Source organism: Ruegeria sp. CH8, from assembly GCF_056536985.1.
This window is the reverse complement of record NZ_JBQFQR010000026.1, coordinates 42093-60159: the sequence shown is the minus strand read 5'-3', so window position 1 is coordinate 60159 and position 18067 is coordinate 42093. Positions and strand designations below refer to the sequence as shown.

Sequence of the window (18067 nt, the reverse complement as noted above, 5' to 3'; positions counted from 1 at the left end):
AAATCCAGCACATAGAAATCCAATGACTAATCGAGTCGCCTGATATAAACAAAATTAATATGAAACCCGTCAATGATATCCGTATCCTGAAGGCAAACCGTCATCGCAGATCAGATTTTCTTCTTTTCTATTAAGCTCGTGGCAAACTGCCGGGATCATTTCAAGCGCGCGCCCTCTCAACTTCAATCGATCGCTCAGCACAAAGAATAAATTTCCAATATATTGCCCCTGCGTAACCTTACTCCAAATTGCTCCCGAACCGACCGACCCAAACTGACGCCCAGCTTCATTCGGAACTTGGTCGAATGCGCTCCGTGGTCTTACCGCCAAAGGCTTCAAGTCGGGCGCGTGCATCAGGTTGAGTTTTTACCACACCGGCGACCACGGATTCCGCGTAGGCAGCATCCAAGGGCGACATATTCTGCATGTGGCTGATCGCCGAGCAAATGGCGAAGTTGGTCAGCAGCAGGTTTTCGGTGGCACGACAAGCCAACTCCATCGCCTTGTCGAAACTTGAGCCTTCAACCCTGTATTGGGCAAGACCGATATCAATCGCTTCCTGCCCTTGGTGAACACGCCCGGCCAGCATCATGTCGATCATGCGCGCCTTGCCGATCAGATCCGCCACACGAATGGTTGCACCGCCACCGTTGAACAGCCCCGCTGGCCTTCGGGCAATGCGAAATAAGTCGAGGCATCCGCCACCCGGATATGCGCTGCGCTTGCCAACTCTAGCCCGCCACCAACAACCGCTCCGGTCAGAGCGGCGATTATCGGAACGCCTCCGTATTCCATTTTGTTTAACGCCTCGTGCCAATGCAGGCAGACATGCATGAAATCCGCAGGACTGCGGTCTTCTTTGTGGTGTTTCCCCAGATCGAGGCCCGCCAGAAGTGGTTTCCTTCACCGGTCAAGACAATGGCTGCGGCTCCAAGACGTGGAGCGCTGGTGAAAAGGTCGACCAACTCATCAATCGTGGCAAGGTCTAAAGCGTTTCTCTTGTGGGGACGATTCAACCGCACAACCCAGCCCCCGTCATCATAGCACTCGTCCCGCAAATTCTTTAAGTTTTGCAAGTGATCATGCGTCAGCATGGGAATCTCATTTCTGAAATTAGAAGGGCCGTACCCAAATAGGCTTTCGGTTGGCTACCCGGATACAATAACGGCGGGCATTTTCCATGCCCGCCGTTGTTTTCTTAGTTTATTCTGCGGCTTCGACAGAGTGAACATTGCTGACGCCACGTTTCTCACGCTGACCGTCGCGCACGATACCTTTGATTAGGGCAACGCCCATCAAAGCCATCACAAGGCTGAACGGCAGTGCACCGATAACCATGGCAGTTTGGATCGCACCCAACCCGCCGATAATAAGCAACGCACCAACAACCAGCGCTAGGGCCGCGCCCCAGAATAGGATGTGAGGACGACCTTTTGGGCCCTCGTCACCACCCGAGTTGATGGTGTTCACGATCAGAACTGCACTATCCGCTGTCGTGACCAGGTAGGTCAGCAACAGAACGACGACGATCACCGCCATGATCCAAGCGAAACCGCTCGAAAGGATAACGTCCAGCATCGCAAACAACTGTGCCTGCTGACCTGCACCCGTGATGGCGTCTCCTGCCGTTCCGTCGAGTGTCAAATCGATGGCAGTGCCGCCAACCAGCGTGAACCAGATAAAGCACATCATCGACGGAACGATGATAGCGCCCAGAACGTATTCACGCACAGTCCGACCGCGCGAAACTCGTGCCAGAAACACGCCGACAAACGGGGCAAATGCAATCCACCACGCCCAGTAGAACACCGACCAACCACCTTGCCAGCTTGCCAGCGCATCACCGGTTTCGGTGCCATTTGCACGCCAGACGTTGAACAGCATACCCGGCAGAGCAACGATGTAATCGTAAAGACCGATAAACAGTGCCTGAATGCCGAACATAGCAGAGCCGAAGATCAAGAAAAACGCCAGTAGGAAGAAGCTGAGGCCCATATTGATGTTCGACAGCCATTTGATGCCTTTTCCGACACCGGACAGGGCCGATAGAGTCGATGCACCCATGATGACCATCAGCGCAACAACGATTGCTGCCGTGGTGGCTTTGCCATCTTCGTTCAGCAACCAGTCACCTACGCCGATTCGATGAATCCCGGCGACGAATTGCTCAACACCAAACCCAAGAGTCTGTGCAACACCAAGAACAGTGGCGACAACAGCCACGATATCGACGGCGTGCCCCAGACCACCTGACAGGCGGTTGCCGAACAGAGGCGTCAGGCCCGAACGGATCGTCAGAGGCAGATTTCGACGGTACGAGAAGTAACCCAGCGACAGACCGACCAACGCATAACAAGCCCAGGCCGAGAAACCCCAATGCAAGAACGACCACTTGTAGGCATAGCGCACGTTCTCAGCTGTCGAGCCTTCGACGATACCCTGAATGGTCTCGGGGTTCTTGGCGAAGTGATACATCGGCTCGGCGGTTGCAAATGTCAGCATCCCGATGCCGATCCCGGCTCCGAACATCATCGAGAACCACGAAAAGCTCGAGAACTCGGGCTTGTCGTCCGGCAGACCTAACTTCAACCGACCAGTCGACGGGATCAGCGCCAGAACCACGCAGACGATGATGAAGAAGGCGACTACCCAGGTGTACCAGGACGCGAAATTGGCCAGCAGGAAGCTGTTCATCGCACCTAGCACGGACGACGCGTTTTCGGGAAATGCGATTGCCCAGAAAATCAGTGCGCCAACAAGGATCTTCGAAGCGATCGTAACGTCTTTGCTAAAGCCGTCATAGAATCCGCCCTCCGAAACCTTGATGGGCAGATCCATCATTGGGGGTTCTTTAGACATGTATTTCTCCTCCAGTCTAAACGATTGCATGTGCCTTCACACAGCAAAGGTGATGGGAAGCCAGAACGCTTTCGTGCCAGCTGCCGTTGTTTCAGGTCGTTTGAAAAAGGGGTGAGGCCTTCAGAACCTTCGGTTACTTCCTTCAGGTGGGTTACCTGGCTGTTTCATGGCCCAATTAGCACTTTAGATAGCGAGTGGCGCCCGGTTGCCACGCTATGAACGCAACACGCGATTGAAGACTATCAGGTCCGCTATTATTAACCTCTCCGATGCGGTTTGCAGCTTAAGCCCGAGTTGCTCTACGCATTTATGGCTGAAGCTAAGTCAGAGATAGCCGGCCCGTACCATACATTGATTTTTTTGCATTCCTAGACAAGCAGGGCCTCCCAAACTCCAGCATCTCAATTTTCGCCAATATAATCTGTTAATTTCCTTTTCAGCATGCGGAAAAATCTGAAACCTTGATTGAATTTTTCAATGAAGCAACTTACCCGTTAGCCGGAGCAAATCCAAACTATGGTTCAATATTGGCCGTGCAACCGCAGGGTCGCAGGAATCGCATTTGACAAATTTTTCATCATATTTTCCAATGTCTTTACCCACCTATCCACAGACCCCCGCCTCGTGTCTCAACATGCGCTGCATGCTATTGATCTCCTCAGATAGTCCAAGACGGCGGTCCTAACGACGAAACGGTGTTGAAGCGGGCATAAATACAGCGCCAACAAAAATATCTTGATTTTTGGCGAATGATTCTCGTTGAATGAGAGCCAGTCTCAAATCGTGGAAGGATTTCTTCCAGATGCACCTGCAGCGCCTGATACACCTGCTTGAAATCATTGCTGTCGTCGGACGCCCCGTTTCGGCAGGTGAAGTGCAGACTGCCAGTGGCATACCTAAACCGACCTGCTACAGGCTGTTCCAAACCCTTCTGGAACAAGGCCTAATCGAGGATCCAAACAATGACGGAAAATACGTAATCGGAGACCGCCTGATCCGGATAGCCTTGCACGGCAATTCAGACATTGATGTCCGCCGTGTTTCGGCCCCGCTTCTTCGGTCCGCCGCGACCACATTCAACGAAACAACGTTTCTTGCGCGGTTTCGCGACAGCAAGATCGAGATCATACATGTCGAGACACCTGAAGATCCGGGGCGCGCTTTTGTTCACCCCGGCCTCGGCGAGCGCCCTTTGCACGCGTGTTCATGCTCGAAGGCCATCGCTGCCTTCGCCGAGCCGGGCTTTCAGGAAACGATCCTGAATGGTACGCTCAAGGAGTTCACAGATCATACCAAAACCACGCGCGAGGATTTGGTGGCTGAGTTCGACCTGATCCAAAAACAGGGCTTTGCCGATTGCGATCAGGAAATCGATATCGGCATCTCCAGCGTCGCGGCCCCCGTTGCGGTAGGAAAAATTGGTGTCTCGTTTAGCGTCGGAGCCGTCGGTCCGGTCAGACGTTTTGGCAATGACTATAGGCGAGAAATTGGCACTCAATTGAAAGACCTGGCGACCAAAATCAGCGGCGCCATTCAACTCTGCAACGTTGGGAAGGTGTAGAGGAGACACCAATGCAACGCTTGCAGGCGCACCCCAAGGAGGAGGGGTAAAAACCAAAGGGAGGACTAAAATGAACTTACGACCAGATCCGACGTTTCACGCGTCGCCAAAACTGGCCATGGAAGCGCCGGTCGAGAATTTTGCCTTCACTATTATGCTCGGAAAAAGTGCCGATCAACATGATGGTTTAGCCGTGATCGACCTGCGTGCTGGATCAGATACTTACGGACAGATTGTCCACACCGTCATGACCCCAACCACAGGTGATGAGTTTCACCATTTCGGCTGGAACGCTTGCTCTTCATCCTTGTCCCCCCTATCGGGTCACGCCTTTCTGGAACGACGTTACCTGATCGTTCCGGGTATCCGCTCCAGCCGGATCTACATCTTTGACGTCAAATCACCGCTAGAAGCAAAAATCCACAAAATCATTGAACCCGAGGAGGTCTTTGCAAAGACCGGATATTCTCGCCCGCATACCATCCATTGCGGTCCCGAAGGCATCTATGTCTCGACCCTTGGCGGCGCCGGACCGGACGGAACTGACGGACCTCCGGGCATCTTCATCATGGATTGCGAAAGCTTCGAGATAATCGGGCGCTATGAGATGGATCGCGGCAAGCAGGACAAACACTATGACTTCTGGTGGAATCTGCCCCAGGACTACATGGTCAGCTCCGAATGGGGCTTGCCCCCACAGTTCGAAAACGGCGTCGTGCCCGAAGACCTGCTGAGCAACAAATACGGCCATTCGATCCACTTCTGGGACCTGCGCGCGCGCAAGAACATCCAGACGATAGATTTCGGCGAGAACTATCAGATGGCACTGGAAATTCGTCCGGCCCATGATCCGACAAAATCCTACGGGTTCTGCGGCGTGGTCGTTGACACCACCAATCTGCAGGGCGCGATCTTTACTTGGTGGCGCGATGATGATGGCAAATGGCAGTCAAAAAAGACCATTACCATCGACCCGCGCCCCGAAGACCCAGAAAATCTGCCCGAACTACTGAAAGGGTTCAGTGCCGTGCCGCCTCTGGTCACCGATATCGACCTGAGCCTAGACGACAAATACCTTTACGTGGCCTGTTGGGGTCTGGGCGAGATGCATCAATATGACGTGTCGGACCCGCTGAATCCGGTTCTGAATGGCAAGGTCGAGCTGGGCGGTATCGCACGCGAGACCAAGCACCCTAACGGCAAGGATTTCGTCTATGGCCCGCAGATGGTCGAGATCAGCCGCGATGGCAAACGCGTCTTCTGGACCAACTCGCTCTATTCCACGTGGGACAATCAGTTCTATCCGCATCAGGAAGGCGGCCAGATGGTGATGGCCAATGTGGGCGACGATGGAAGCTTTGAGCTGGACCCGGATTTCTACGTCAACTTCCCAGAAGGCACGCGCGCCCACCAGATTCGTCTGGAGGGGGGTGACTGCTCGACTGACAGTTTCTGCTACCCCTCTGTGTAGGCACTGATGGAGGACGTGTCGCTGGCGGCCCTTTGGTGGGCCGTCATTTTTTCGGGCTTTTATCACGGCATCAACCCCGGCATGGGCTGGCCCCTTGCTGTTTCCGCCGCATTGATGGAACGCAGGCCCTGGGCAATGGCCAAAGCACTGGGAATGCTGGCTCTTGGGCATTTCCTGGCGATGATCGGTATTCTGCTGCCGTTCTCGCTGATGATATTTCTGGTCGAGCGTGAAACCGAAATCCGGTTTGGAGCCGGTCTGATCGTAGTCACGATGGGCGTATATCTGCTGATCAATCGCAAACATCCCAAAATCCTGGCTCGCATACATCCCGCAAGATTGGCTCTCTGGTCGTTTCTGGCAGCGATGGCGCATGGTGCCGGGCTAATGTTGGCACCAATTTATCTGGGCATTTGCGGTTTACTTGAACCGGGCAACGTCGCCGCATCCGGTCACGCCGCCGCCCAGACCCTGATGAGCAACGATATCCTGACAGCGCTTACTGTTGCCACTGTCCACACACTCGCCATGACCGCGGCCGGGTCATTGAGTGCGGTGATCGCGTATCACTGGCTGGGGTTGAAATTTATCTCGCGCAGCTGGTTCAACCTCGATACCGCATGGGCAGTCAGCCTGATCCTTGTGGGGATGTTCGGCATCTGGTCGGCCTATTCGGGGCATTGATTCAACCACAAACAACAGTGTCAAATCCACGGTTCTGCGGCAAGCTAGGGTCAGGATGCATTGATTTTCAAGCCGCGAGATGTTTCACGGCTCGGAAAACGGAGCGGTGACATGAGCAACCTTTTCTGGCTGTCCGACGAGCAGATGGCCAAGCTTTCCCCAAATTCCCACGGTCGCATGGCAGGCCACGGGTCGATGACAAGAGAGCGCTGAGCGGGATTATCTTCATTCACCGCAATGGTTTGAGCTGGTCCGATGCACCGCGAGAGCATGGCCCTGAGCAGCCTCCAACAGGCTGCGTGCACGTTCTATTGAAGTGTTGGCGTTCTTAGCGCCACCCTCCTGTTTCGTTGCGCTATCTTCGAAGTGTCTAAGAGAAAAGCAACAAATCAGTTCAGAATCTCAAACCAAGGCGGTGCCAAGGCACATGTCTCCGATGTGTATGTTACAGTAAGGACACCGGAAAAGAACAGAAAATGAGGCACAGTCTTCCCAATGGGTGCTGTCAGACGAATTCGAACCAGCCTCAGTCTGCTGCGCAAACCGTGAACCTATCTGGAGCAAAGTTGACGCCACTCGGTAAGAGCGGCGGTGCGCGTCAGCTTGAATGTGTCTCGGCTGGTGAGAGATCTTTCCTGGTTGAAGTGGTTGTAGACGGAGGAATGGACGGCGGCGAATTTCTGTAAACTTCGCATGCGCCTGAAACGCTGCATGGCGCTTTCGCGTCGTCGAAACGGCAGGTGCGAATTCTCGACGCGATTGTTGAGCCACCTGCCCGTCTGTTGTTTTTCGAGTGCACCCAGTTCTCTGAGCGCAGCCTTGTAGGACGCGAAGCGATCCGTCACGATCTTTTCTAAACAGCCATGGCGCTTCATCAATTTCCTGAGGAATTTCAGTGCAGCCTGCTTGTTTCGCCGTTTGGTGACGACTGCTTCCAGCACCTCGCCTTCATGATCAACGGCCCGCCAAAGATAATGCCGCTTGCCATTCACCTTCACGAAAACCTCGTCAACGTACCACTTCGATTTTGAAAAGGCTCGGAATTGCTGAACCCGTTTCCTTCGGATCTCTGATGCAAACATAGGGACAAACCTGTTCCACCAATATCGGACAGTTTCGTGGCTCACGTCGATGCCCCGCTCGTGCAACAGATCTTCGACATTCCGAAGCGAGAGCGGGAAACGGATGTACAGCAACACCGCAAGGCGGATGATCTCGGGACTGGTTTTGAAGTATTTGAAAGAGGCAGGTCTGGTCATGGGCAAAAGCTACGCAACACCCCTAACCGGCTCAACCAAAGTTCTTCTGACAATAACATCGCGAATAACCACTCTGCCTACTTAGCAAACCTTCGAACTAACTCGGAAAAATTCCGGAGAAGAGTTGTGCTATGGTGCCTTCAATTAAGGAGGAAAAATTGTTTCGCTATGTTTTACCAGCAGCTCTCATTCTGGGGAGCCCAATCCTAGCTCAGGATGCAATAAATCCATCAGGCCTTTCCGGTCCTTCCGGTCGGCCCTATTCACCTTACGCCGAACGCGCTTATCCAACTCAAGTCTATTTCGGTGACACCCACGTTCATACTGGTCTTTCCGGGGATGCTGGTGGAGGCGGTACGCGACTTATGCCGCGTGATGCCTATCGGTTCGCGCGTGGCGAAGAAGTTGTGTCGAACACGGGGCAACCTGTAAAGTTGTCGATGCCTCTCGATTTCTTCATGATTACAGATCACTCGGATGCGATGGGTGCTATCACCGACATCATCGGAGGTGCTCCCAACATCTTGGCAGATGAGCAAGGCAGATATTTCCATGAAGAATTCAATAAGGGTGGAGAAGCCGCTCTAGCGGCTGCGCTCGAGCTTACAGCGACGTTTGCTCAAGGACAGGTTTCCCCTGCGCTGAACTATCAACCGGGCAACCCCGCGTATGCCCGTGTTTGGGACGACATTATCGATGCCGCGGAAGAGTACAATGATCCAGGCGTGTTCAGCACCTTTATCGCCTATGAATGGACATCACTTGTTGCAGGGAACAATTTGCACCGAAATGTGATCTTTCGCGACGGCCCTGAGCTCACAAGACAGATACTGCCTTATACAACAACGCCACCTGTGGGCTCACCTAACCCGCGTGATCTTTGGAAGTGGTTGGAGAACTATAAGCAAACGACAGGCGGGCGTGTTCTTGCTATTCCACATAATGGTAACTTGTCTAACGGCTGGATGTTCCCGTTAGTCGATGACTTCGCGGATGGGGTGCCGTTAGATCCCGCATACGCAGAAGCGCGAAACAAATGGGAAAGACTATACGAACCAACTCAGATTAAGGGAGATGGTGAAGCCCACCCGTTCCTATCACCTGACGATGAATTTGCTGACTTCGAAACATGGGATTACGGCAATCTGGATGCTTCGGTTCCGAAAGAGCTAGAAATGTTGCCCGGTGAATACGCTCGATCCGGGTTACTTCGAGGCCTATCTTTGGAAAAGGCTTTGGGAGTAAACCCTTTCAAGTTTGGCCTGGGTGGGGCTAGTGACACACACACAGGTTTGACAGCACCAGATAACGACAATTTTTTTGGGAAGTTCACCGGTTACGAGCCCAGCGAAGAGCGCAGCCAACATGTCAGCAAGAACTATGCTGACGGGACTATTGCGCTGCTTTCGTCGCAATACATTACTGGCGGTTTGACAGCTGTATGGGCGCAGGAGAATTCCCGAGAAGCCATTTGGGATGCGATGCATCGGCGTGAAACCTATGCAACAACAGGGCCCAGAATGCGCGTCCGTATGTTCGGAGGATATTCTTTTACCGAAGAAGATGCCTTACGGCGCGACTTGGCGCTTGTGGGATACACCAAAGGTGTGCCGATGGGTGGTGATCTTGACCCTGGTGAAGGCGCACCTTCCTTTCTGGTATATGCGCTTCGTGATCCGATGGGAGCAAACCTGGATCGAATCCAGATCATAAAGGGCTGGCTAGATGCAGATGGAGAGCAACGGGAAAAAGTCTACGACGTGGCTTGGTCTGGTTCTCGCGAACCAGATGCGGAAGCGAAGTTGCCATCAATAGGAAGCACTGTCGACCTCTCGATCCCATCTTGGACCAACACAATTGGAGCCTCTGAGCTGGGAACCGTGTGGGAAGACCCGGATTTCGATCCTTCGGAAAGCGCATTTTATTATGCCCGGGTTATAGAAATTCCGACCCCTCGCTGGACAGCATATGATGCAGTGAAGTTCGGAATAGACATACCGGACGGTGTCCAATTAACAACTCAGGAACGCGCCTACACTTCTCCGATTTGGTACTCGCCACAAGAGTAGTTCGATTTACGGTGTCGGTCCGGTATGGGCTCAAACCAGCTAATGATGCCAATCGCCAACGTCAGGCTTTCTGTTGATGTGCCCTCGCCATTGCCGCATAGAGGCAGGGTGCTTGTCGGGCCGTGCGCCGAGGGGGCAGGCAGCAAATGCCAAACGGAGAAACCTCGTGAACCTCTCCCGGCAGTCAGCACAACCAACGGGAACCTATGTCACTCAAGCCTCTAAAGTAAACGGTCGCGCTTGCGGCCACAGAACCGGCTCACCTGCGGGTCATAAAACGCGCCGCGTTGTTCCTGCTAGGTCCCGTCTATTTCCTGTACATCGCCTTTGCGCCCTTGCTTTGCGGTAAACGGCGAGGTCTTCGCGGCTGGTACTGGCCGCTAGTCAAACGTGCCTGTTCGCGACTTCTGTGGCTGCTGAGCATCCGAACAGAGATGACACAAGCCGACAGGGCCGCGCTGGCCGCCGACACCAACAGCATCATCGTGATCAACCACCGCAGCCATCTGGATGGTTTCGCTCTGATGGACGTGATGCCCGACGCCAAGTGGATCACCTTCGCCGCTAAAAAGGAACTTTGCGACGCGGTTCTTCTACGCCACAGGTTCAAGGGTGCAGGGCTGGTGGAGATCGACCGGAAAAGTGGCCCTGTGGCGATCGAAACACTCACTTCTGCCGTTCACGCCATGCCCGCGCGCCGTTCTGTTGTGCTTTTCCCAGAGGGCACGCGCATTGACTCAGAAAGCCTCGGCAAGTTCAAGGCGGGAGCTGTAATAGTCGCGCGCACTACCGGCCGAACAATACGGCCCATCGTAATTCACGCATCCGACAGACTCATGCCGCGCGGCAAACACTTGCCCAAAAGCGGAACGATCCGGGTCGAGGTATTGCCGTCATTTAAATGCGATCATTCCGCTTCAGTGGACGAAGATGTCGCTCGCCTGCGAAGCGCCATGATGGCCGTTTTCGATGCCGGATCGTGTCGCTAGGAATATGGTCCTTCGTTGCTCCTGCGATTCCAACAGCGAGACGAATGTCCGCTCTGGGCTCGATTCCGTCGTTCGTTAAATCGCGACGAATTTCTGTTTTGCGGACAAAGGAGACGCCAGGTGCAGTTCAACCCAATTGCCTCACCAAACAACTAATATGAGAAGATTAAGCCTATATATTCGCGCTTAGGTCTAGCCGTTCTATCTTTCAAAGGTTAAGCGCAGTACGCTTAATCCTGAACCTTTAAAGGTCTCCTTCAGACAGAATGATACTTGGCGGTTTTTGGATTGTGTGAAAGGGGCGCTCATTACCGTATTGAAATTCTGCAAAATTGGTTTCTGCCATTTTTCTGTGTCCAAGCCGTTCCAGTACAACGTGCTGAGTTGCGGCGGATGACAGTTCTCCAATTACCAGCTTAAACCCTCTACTTCGGGCTAAACCATGGGCTGCGGTCCGCATCTACTTGTATATGCCTCCACCGCCTGCCTCTTTCGAGACTGCTGCCATATCAACTAGAATGGCATCCGCGACAGAGATCAGCCGCTTGCGCTGGTATTGGCGGCATAGATCTTTGGTAAGGGCAGACAAAGGTGCGAACTTCTGAGATGGGTTAGCTTTTTCGACAAGTTGGTTGGAAAAGTCCGTCACGATAAGACAACAAACAAGTTCACCTGAGTGATTGTCTGTCGCAGCGATAGACAGGCCTTCGCTCACCATCATTTCGAAGGGATGGCGAAGGTGTTCCCGATACTCATTCAACCCAATCTTCAAAGCGCGGTGGAGAGTGCTGGCTTCGGTAAAAACTTGTGTCGCCAGATTGAATGCGGCATCCAGACGGGCAGCTTCGAGCAAGTTTATATCAACCGCCATGATAACCCCTTGAGCATAATGACCCCTACAAAGAAGAATTTATAGATTGGGGTCATTGATCATCACTCGCACGGGCGGAGCACGAGGACTTGGAAGGATACGTCTGTCGCTCGATGCATGGCAGTAAGGTGGCTTCGGCGAATCTCCTGCCGTGTTGGCTTAGTATGCACCCGCTCTGCGGATGATTTTGGGGCTGGTTTTGAAATACGTGAACGGCGATCGTCTTTTCATGAGTAGAAGCTAACAAAGCCCCTGCCCGCCTCAACCCAAGTTCTTCTGACAAGACCCGCCCATGGTTTCTTGCAGCCCGACTTCGACCGTACGGTCCATTGCGTGCCACAAGGTCGAGATTGAGAGGAAAATAGGTTTAGAAAGAAGGCCTTTTCGTGCGAGCATTGCAATCAAATGACCGCTTGAAATCAGGTTAAGGAAAAAATGAACGGCGCTCAATCACTCGTAAAAACCCTTTTGAACAATGGCGTGGATACAGTCTTCGCAAATCCCGGCACCTCTGAAATGCACTTTGTCGCTGCCTTGGATGAACACCCGGAGATGAATTGCATTCTTTGCCTGTTCGAAGGAGGAACGACGGGTGCGGCAGACGGATATTTTCGCATGAAACGTGATGTTGCGGGTACGCTGCTGCATCTTGCACCAGGCTTTGGCAACGCATTTGCCAATCTGCACAATGCCCGAAAAGCAGGGTCCGGGATCGTTAACATTGTGGGCGATCATGCAACGCACCATCTGCGCTACGAAAGCCCTTTGAAGGGAGACATCCTCGGTATCAGCCAAGCAGTCAGTCATTGGACGCGAGTATCCTCCAATGCCACCGACGTAGCTACGGATGGAGCGGTAGCGGTTCAAGAAGCCCGCGCGCGAAACGGCCAGATCGCGACCCTTGTCCTGCCTGCCGACACAGCTTGGAACGAAGCAAACACAGCGACAAAACGTTTGGACACCAGAGAAAGCCTCCATCGACCGTCAATAGGCGACATAGAAGCCGCGGCAGCCCGTCTTGTGACGCCGAACGCCGCGCTGATGATTGGCGGATCAGCCCTGTTTGGACCGCAGCGTGAATTGGCTGGAAAAATTTCCACCGCGACGGGATGCCGGTTGTTGGCCGATACTCTGATACCGCGCATTTCCAAAGGCGCAGGAACAGCAAAGCTAGACCAACTGGTCTATCCGATATCGCCCAAGATCTCTCAGCTTGAAGCAACGTCTTCGATCACTCTGCTTGGCACAGATAGGCCAGTCGCCTTTTTTGCCTATCCCGGGAAACCGAGCGTGCCCGAACCTCCGTATTGCCCCATTACGGACTTGTGTATGCCCACAGATGATATCGCGTGGACGCTGCGAGCGCTCGCCGACGCGGTCGGGGTTACAAGCAAAACGGTGGCAGAAACCCATCCGCTCGATCTGCCTGACATTCCCAGCGGGCAGTTGACCCTTGAAAAAGTTGGTTTGGCGTTGGCCGCGCTGATTCCGGAAAACGCGATCATCTGCAATGAATCCGTGACGTCCGGTTTTCACGTCATTCCACCTACAGCCACCGCCCGACCGCATGATCTGCTCGCTGGCACCGGCGGCGCGATTGGGTTGTGTTTGCCTTGCGCAACAGGCGCGGCCACCGCCTGCCCGGACCGAAAAGTCATTGCACTGACTGGGGATGGTTCGGCCATGTACACGCTACAATCACTGTGGACCATGGCGCGGGAAAATCTCGACGTCACGGTGATCGTATTTGCAAACCGCGGTTATCAAATTCTGCGCAATGAACTTACAAACGTCGGAGTAGCGAGCTATGGTCAGAATGCTCAGGCAATGTTTGACGTGGAGAACCCGACACTAGACTGGGTATCTCTGGCGAAAGGCCACGGTGTTCCTGGGACGCGTGCAAATGACATGGACAGCTTTGCAAAGGCGCTCTCCGCCGGTCTCTCCTGCGACGGGCCTTCTCTGATCGAAGTTGTGTGTCCCCCGCCAGCATGAGTATTCTGACGCAAAACCTTAAGAGCAGATGAGACTATGCCCACCGACTTCGTTGAACTCGGCCCCAAAGCAGCAAGCGCAACTATTCTGCTTGCCCATGGCGCAGGTGCCCCGATGGATGCCCCTGGCATGACGATGATTGCAGAAGGGCTGGCTGCGCAAAACCTCAGGATCGTTCGATTTGAATTCGCCTACATGGCGCAGCGTCGAACCGAAGGTAGGCGCAAACCCCCTCCCCGCGCAGACAAACTAAACTCTGAATTTCTCTCTGCAATCGAAGAGCTGAAAGTTGATGGCCGGCTGATCATTGGTGGAAAGTCAATGGGTGGGCGCGTGGCCAGTATGATTGCGGATGAGCTATTTGAAGCGGAACGCGTCGCTGGTTTGCTATGTGTGGGCTATCCGTTCCATCCGATTGGCAAACCCGAGAAGCTGCGTACCGAGCATCTGCAAAACCTACGAACGCCAACCCTGATTTGTCAGGGAACGCGGGACCAGTTTGGCAAGAAGGCTGAAGTCGGATCGTACAATCTATCATCTGCAATCCAAATTAAATGGTTCGAAGATGGAGATCATGACTTAAAGCCACGCAAACGGGTTTCAGGTTATACCCACGCTGACCACATTAACGCGATGGGCGCAGCGGTTTCGGCTTGGATTGACAGGATAAACTTTTAGGGCTGCTGTTTGGCGCCACCTGCTCCGGGATTGTCGTGTTACAGGGTTTAAAACGGCCCTGCAGACAGCAACGCGAATTTAGCAAAAGGTTGCAATAGCGCATGCAGCATTCCTCGCCATAGCGGACATTGCATCCGCGGCGTTTCTAGGTCCGGTGTGCGGGACGCAACGGACACACGCATTCCAGTGCCCGGTTTGAGTAATCAAACCTTTGTCGCCCATTCCGACACGACGGCCCAACCGACAGCATTCGTTCCGCAGCAACTAGCGGTCGAGACTTGGCCTGCGACAGAAGGCGTGCAGGCGCCGCTGGCCGGTGAGGCACAGCAAGAACAACCTGATTGAACGCCGCGTTGTGCAACGCGTGGGACATCGGCCAGCGCGTAGAGCGGTGCGCGCACGTGCTGAATTGCGCCCTTTGGTGGGAAAAGCGACGCGCGGTCGAGGCTGAAGTCGTCCGTTATCGGGAAGATATCACCTTCCAGGACCGTCCCCCAGATGCCGATGTCTTTGATCGCGTCAGGATCGACTTCGAACGGGTCTTCCTCAAGGATCGTGAAGTTTGCCAATTTGCCTGGCGCGATGGAGCCGATCTCTCCCTCCAGCCGAATGGATTGCGCGGCATCGATGGTGACGGCCCGCAGTGCCTCCTCAACGGAAAGACGATGATCAGGACCCGCGACGCGACCTGACACAGTTGTTCTGTTCACGCCCGCCCACACAAGGTACAGGGGTTCGCCTGGTGCCATTGGGACATCAGAATGGAATGAAATCGGGGTGCCATTTGCCTTGATCGGGCCAAGCGGCACGATGTCGTCGGCGCGTTCGGATCCGAGGCCGATATCACCATAGCGATCCGATAGCGCCGTCACGTAGTATGGATTGCCGCTGACGTTGCAGCCAAGCTCAGCGATCCGGTCAGCCTGATCTTCGCGCGAATAGCCGAAATGCACGAGTGTGGTCCGATGATCCGCGCGCGGCATGCGGCGCATGTTCCGCTCGACTGCATCGAGAACCATGTCTACAGCCAGATCGCCTGTTTGATGGACGTGAATTTGGTAACCGGCTTCCCAATAGGCGTCGAACGCTGAGTTGAAAACATCGGGTTCCATGATCCACTCACCGTGAAAGTCGCCGCCCATGTAGGGCTCGGACACCTGCATAAGCAGGCTATAGATTGCCCCATCCGCAAAGAGTTTAACTTGCCGCGGAAGGAAGCTCGTTTTGCCCTCTCCCCACGTCAGCAGGTTCTCCGTTTCTTTGATCATCCTGCCTTCGTTAAAGTACAACTCGTGCAGCGATTTGCCGTCGCCTATGAAGTACATACGGACCGGTACATCCGAGCCTGAGAACACTGAGTTCGTGGCGTCTTGAAGCGGCTGCGACAAGACACCCCCAGGCTCGCACCCCACCGTTACGCCTGCGCGATGCATATACTCACGTGCCAGCCGCAACCCATCGATCAAGCGTTCTGGTGTCGCCAGGATCGGAGCGACGGTTGGCAAGACTGCGAACATGCCAGCTTCAAAGAAATGGCCTTCTTCGAAACTTGATTGCTCTGCGGCAAGGCCCTGAAGGTTATCAACAAAGGCCTCGTCAATTCCGAGCAGATCCATAGCTGCTGTATTAAAGATAAACTCATGGGCGGACCGATGGACGATGATAATAGGGCGCGTTGTGCTGACTTCATCCAATTGCTGACGTCTTACGTCGCCGTGAAAAAAGTGATGGTAACCCCAAGTGAGAAGCGGCGTCTCGGCATCCTCCAAAGCAGCCTCAGCAGCCACCAGACGCTCTCGGTACTCTTCCTCCGACCGCGCTGCCGGCGTCAGACCCGTCGGAAGGTTCCAGTCCTCAATCGCAATGATCTCTGCCGTCAGGGTGAGACCGGCAAGAAAAGGATGGACGTGCTGGTCAATAAGTCCGGCGATCACGACCTTGTCGGCAAAGGTCTCGTCGACGCGGAAGGGTTGCCGGCCAATCCGGTCGACAATTTCGTCGCGCGATCCGGCTGCCAAAACGCGATCACCAACAACAGCCACCGCGTCAATATTTTGCTCATTGCCCTCCATCGTAATCACGCGGCGAGCGGTGTAGAGGGTAATCTCAGGTAGAGCTTCAAGCTGCTCTCCAAGGTCCTGCAACGAGAACGCCGTGTCAGCGGAGGTTGCGCTAGCGATGGCAGACGACGAAGCGCCAACGAGCAAGGTAAGCATCCCGCGGCGGGTAAGATGGGTCTTTAGCATTCCACGCTCCTAGCTGCCTATTGTTCGCCCAATGAAAAACTAACACGAGGCCAATAAGCCACTAAGAACAAATCGTCGCACAAAGCAAAGAAGCCGTGTTTGACATGAGATCAACTTCGCCAAGACAATCGTCCCGCAAGGCCTGCCAATGGGTGCAAAGCACAGTTGCAGCAGTCGCATCCTAGTCCGCTCTGGGCTTAAGTTGTCGTTCTCTGCGGTTTGCGGAATGTCTGATGGCAGCCCATAGCGGACCTTCTTAGCCAGGCTTTGCAATTTCCGATATGCGGACAAAGCAAACATTCGGGTCTTTCGCATGAATGACCGCTTAGAAGTTGGCGAGACTATCTTCGAGGAAGGAACGGCAGGCCGCACCTTCCTCAAGGTGAATTTTAACTCATATGCTTGTCGAAGAATTCAATCATCGTTTCGGGATGTTCACCGAAGAAATTGTAGCCGATAAAGCGGCGGGTATCGCCGTCTTCGATCCAATGCAGCTTCTTGTCCGGGTTCGGCAGCAGGTCAAAGGTGGTCTGCACGTCTTCCGGGACCGTCCAGACATCGTTTTTGTTCTGCACAATGTAGGTCGGCATCTTGATGTTCTTGGCGAACAGATGAGGCGTCATCTCATTCAGGTTCAGTCCCCTGACGTTTTCGACTTCTCGCACAAACGTGTCGTAGAACTCCCCCAGACCTATGCCATCTAGGGCTACCTTGGACATGATGTTGATCGACGCGGGCTGAGCGCAAACGAACGCTTTCACGTCCTCGAAGTATTCAGGGCGCTCGGACATGGCGCGTATCGCAGCACCACCACCGGCACATGGGTTGAAAAGACCCACTTTCATGTCCTTTAGCTTGTTCTGAGATTTGACGTAGTCGAATGCCGCCAAGACGTCTTTGTATTCATCTGCAAAGCCCTGACCCCAGGCGTTGTCCGGGGCGGAGTCGCTTTCACCATGGTTTCGAAGATCGTAGGTTAGGACGTTGTAGCCCGCGTCGCGCAATGCCTTGTGCACTTTGCCGAACTTCACTTCGACATTCTGAAAATCGCTCCAGGGCTTCATATGGCCCGGAAAACCATAGCGATTGAGGGTGGCCGGATGATTGCAAATTATAAGCTTGTTAGAGCCTTCAGCCGGGATAAACCAAGCCGCCAGTTTGATGCCGTCATCGGCAGTGAAAGTGACATCTTCATATTCCATCCCGTAGTCCTTGGGCGTCTCCAATATAGGTGCGCGCTCGCCGTCAATGGACACATAGCCGCGGGCCACCGCTTTGAGCGTCGCAAGTTGGTCTGGGGTTGGTTGAGCAGTCACTTCTGTTCTCCTTTAATTGGCGTGTTTGATTGTTCGGGGCCGGTCGTCCGAGCCCGTTGGAAGCAGTTC

Annotated in this window: 12 protein-coding genes and 2 pseudogenes; 8 read left to right on the top strand and 6 right to left on the bottom strand. The window is 53.9% G+C overall.

From position 1 onward, the window contains the following. Positions 1–286: 286 nt before the first annotated feature. Together ACR0ER_RS21700 and ACR0ER_RS21695 are read right to left on the bottom strand one after the other, a co-directional pair. A pseudogene (locus ACR0ER_RS21700) lies at positions 287–1094 on the bottom strand (crotonase/enoyl-CoA hydratase family protein). A gap of 109 nt (positions 1095–1203) precedes the next feature. Beyond that, positions 1204–2859: a BCCT family transporter gene (locus tag ACR0ER_RS21695; RefSeq protein ID WP_480770719.1), complete on the bottom strand. Its 1656-nt coding sequence runs from the start codon at positions 2857–2859 to the stop codon at positions 1204–1206. 763 nt (positions 2860–3622) lie between these two features. Between ACR0ER_RS21695 and ACR0ER_RS21690 the strand changes: the two genes are divergently transcribed. The 4 genes and pseudogenes from ACR0ER_RS21690 to ACR0ER_RS21675 all read left to right on the top strand — a co-directional run. Further along, on the top strand, positions 3623–4420 hold the full coding sequence (locus ACR0ER_RS21690) for an IclR family transcriptional regulator (protein ID WP_480770718.1): 798 nt from the start codon (positions 3623–3625) through the stop codon (positions 4418–4420). A gap of 70 nt (positions 4421–4490) precedes the next feature. Next, positions 4491–5891 (top strand): selenium-binding protein SBP56-related protein, encoded by a 1401-nt coding sequence (locus ACR0ER_RS21685; RefSeq protein ID WP_480770717.1) that lies wholly within the window; start codon positions 4491–4493, stop codon positions 5889–5891. A gap of 6 nt (positions 5892–5897) precedes the next feature. Beyond that, a complete protein-coding gene (locus ACR0ER_RS21680) occupies positions 5898–6575 on the top strand; it encodes a hypothetical protein (RefSeq protein ID WP_480770716.1) in 678 nt (225 codons plus the stop codon). 111 nt (positions 6576–6686) lie between these two features. Then, a pseudogene (locus ACR0ER_RS21675) lies at positions 6687–6853 on the top strand (transposase); the annotation flags it as partial. A 273-nt stretch (positions 6854–7126) separates the two neighbouring features. Here ACR0ER_RS21675 and ACR0ER_RS21670 read toward each other — a convergent pair. Further along, entirely contained in the window at positions 7127–7834 is a 708-nt protein-coding gene (locus tag ACR0ER_RS21670; RefSeq protein ID WP_480770715.1) for an IS6 family transposase, read from the bottom strand. A gap of 158 nt (positions 7835–7992) precedes the next feature. Between ACR0ER_RS21670 and ACR0ER_RS21665 the strand changes: the two genes are divergently transcribed. Together ACR0ER_RS21665 and ACR0ER_RS21660 are read left to right on the top strand one after the other, a co-directional pair. After that, a complete protein-coding gene (locus ACR0ER_RS21665; protein ID WP_480770714.1) occupies positions 7993–9903 on the top strand; it encodes a DUF3604 domain-containing protein in 1911 nt (636 codons plus the stop codon). 434 nt (positions 9904–10337) lie between these two features. Further along, the gene (locus ACR0ER_RS21660; RefSeq protein WP_480770713.1) at positions 10338–10892 is read left to right on the top strand and encodes a lysophospholipid acyltransferase family protein; all 555 of its coding nucleotides are present in this window, start codon (positions 10338–10340) and stop codon (positions 10890–10892) included. Positions 10893–11352: 460 nt separating this feature from the next. Here ACR0ER_RS21660 and ACR0ER_RS21655 read toward each other — a convergent pair whose 3' ends face one another. Next, positions 11353–11763: a hypothetical protein gene (locus ACR0ER_RS21655; RefSeq protein ID WP_480770712.1), complete on the bottom strand. Its 411-nt coding sequence runs from the start codon at positions 11761–11763 to the stop codon at positions 11353–11355. Positions 11764–12198: 435 nt separating this feature from the next. Here ACR0ER_RS21655 and ACR0ER_RS21650 point away from each other — a divergent pair, with 435 nt between their 5' ends. Both ACR0ER_RS21650 and ACR0ER_RS21645 read left to right on the top strand, forming a co-directional pair. Further along, positions 12199–13758, top strand: a complete 1560-nt coding sequence (locus ACR0ER_RS21650) for an acetolactate synthase large subunit (protein ID WP_480770711.1) — start codon at positions 12199–12201, stop codon at positions 13756–13758. Between the two features lie 36 nt (positions 13759–13794). Further along, a complete protein-coding gene (locus ACR0ER_RS21645; RefSeq protein ID WP_480770710.1) occupies positions 13795–14436 on the top strand; it encodes an alpha/beta family hydrolase in 642 nt (213 codons plus the stop codon). 203 nt (positions 14437–14639) lie between these two features. Here ACR0ER_RS21645 and ACR0ER_RS21640 read toward each other — a convergent pair whose 3' ends face one another. Beyond that, positions 14640–16682 (bottom strand): amidohydrolase, encoded by a 2043-nt coding sequence (locus tag ACR0ER_RS21640; RefSeq protein WP_480770709.1) that lies wholly within the window; start codon positions 16680–16682, stop codon positions 14640–14642. A gap of 389 nt (positions 16683–17071) precedes the next feature. After that, on the bottom strand, positions 17072–17998 hold the full coding sequence (locus ACR0ER_RS21635) for an alpha/beta hydrolase family protein (protein ID WP_480770708.1): 927 nt from the start codon (positions 17996–17998) through the stop codon (positions 17072–17074). Between the last annotated feature and the right edge of the window lie 69 nt (positions 17999–18067).

Coding starts and splice junctions, on each gene's coding strand:
- ACR0ER_RS21645 (WP_480770710.1), top strand. CDS start 13,795: ATGCCCACCGACTTCGTTGAACTCGGCCCCAAAGCAGCAAGCGCAACT.
- ACR0ER_RS21690 (WP_480770718.1), top strand. CDS start 3,623: ATGAGAGCCAGTCTCAAATCGTGGAAGGATTTCTTCCAGATGCACCTG.
- ACR0ER_RS21640 (WP_480770709.1), bottom strand. CDS start 16,682: ATGCTAAAGACCCATCTTACCCGCCGCGGGATGCTTACCTTGCTCGTT.
- ACR0ER_RS21685 (WP_480770717.1), top strand. CDS start 4,491: ATGAACTTACGACCAGATCCGACGTTTCACGCGTCGCCAAAACTGGCC.
- ACR0ER_RS21670 (WP_480770715.1), bottom strand. CDS start 7,834: ATGACCAGACCTGCCTCTTTCAAATACTTCAAAACCAGTCCCGAGATC.
- ACR0ER_RS21655 (WP_480770712.1), bottom strand. CDS start 11,763: ATGGCGGTTGATATAAACTTGCTCGAAGCTGCCCGTCTGGATGCCGCA.
- ACR0ER_RS21650 (WP_480770711.1), top strand. CDS start 12,199: ATGAACGGCGCTCAATCACTCGTAAAAACCCTTTTGAACAATGGCGTG.
- ACR0ER_RS21680 (WP_480770716.1), top strand. CDS start 5,898: ATGGAGGACGTGTCGCTGGCGGCCCTTTGGTGGGCCGTCATTTTTTCG.
- ACR0ER_RS21695 (WP_480770719.1), bottom strand. CDS start 2,859: ATGTCTAAAGAACCCCCAATGATGGATCTGCCCATCAAGGTTTCGGAG.
- ACR0ER_RS21660 (WP_480770713.1), top strand. CDS start 10,338: ATGACACAAGCCGACAGGGCCGCGCTGGCCGCCGACACCAACAGCATC.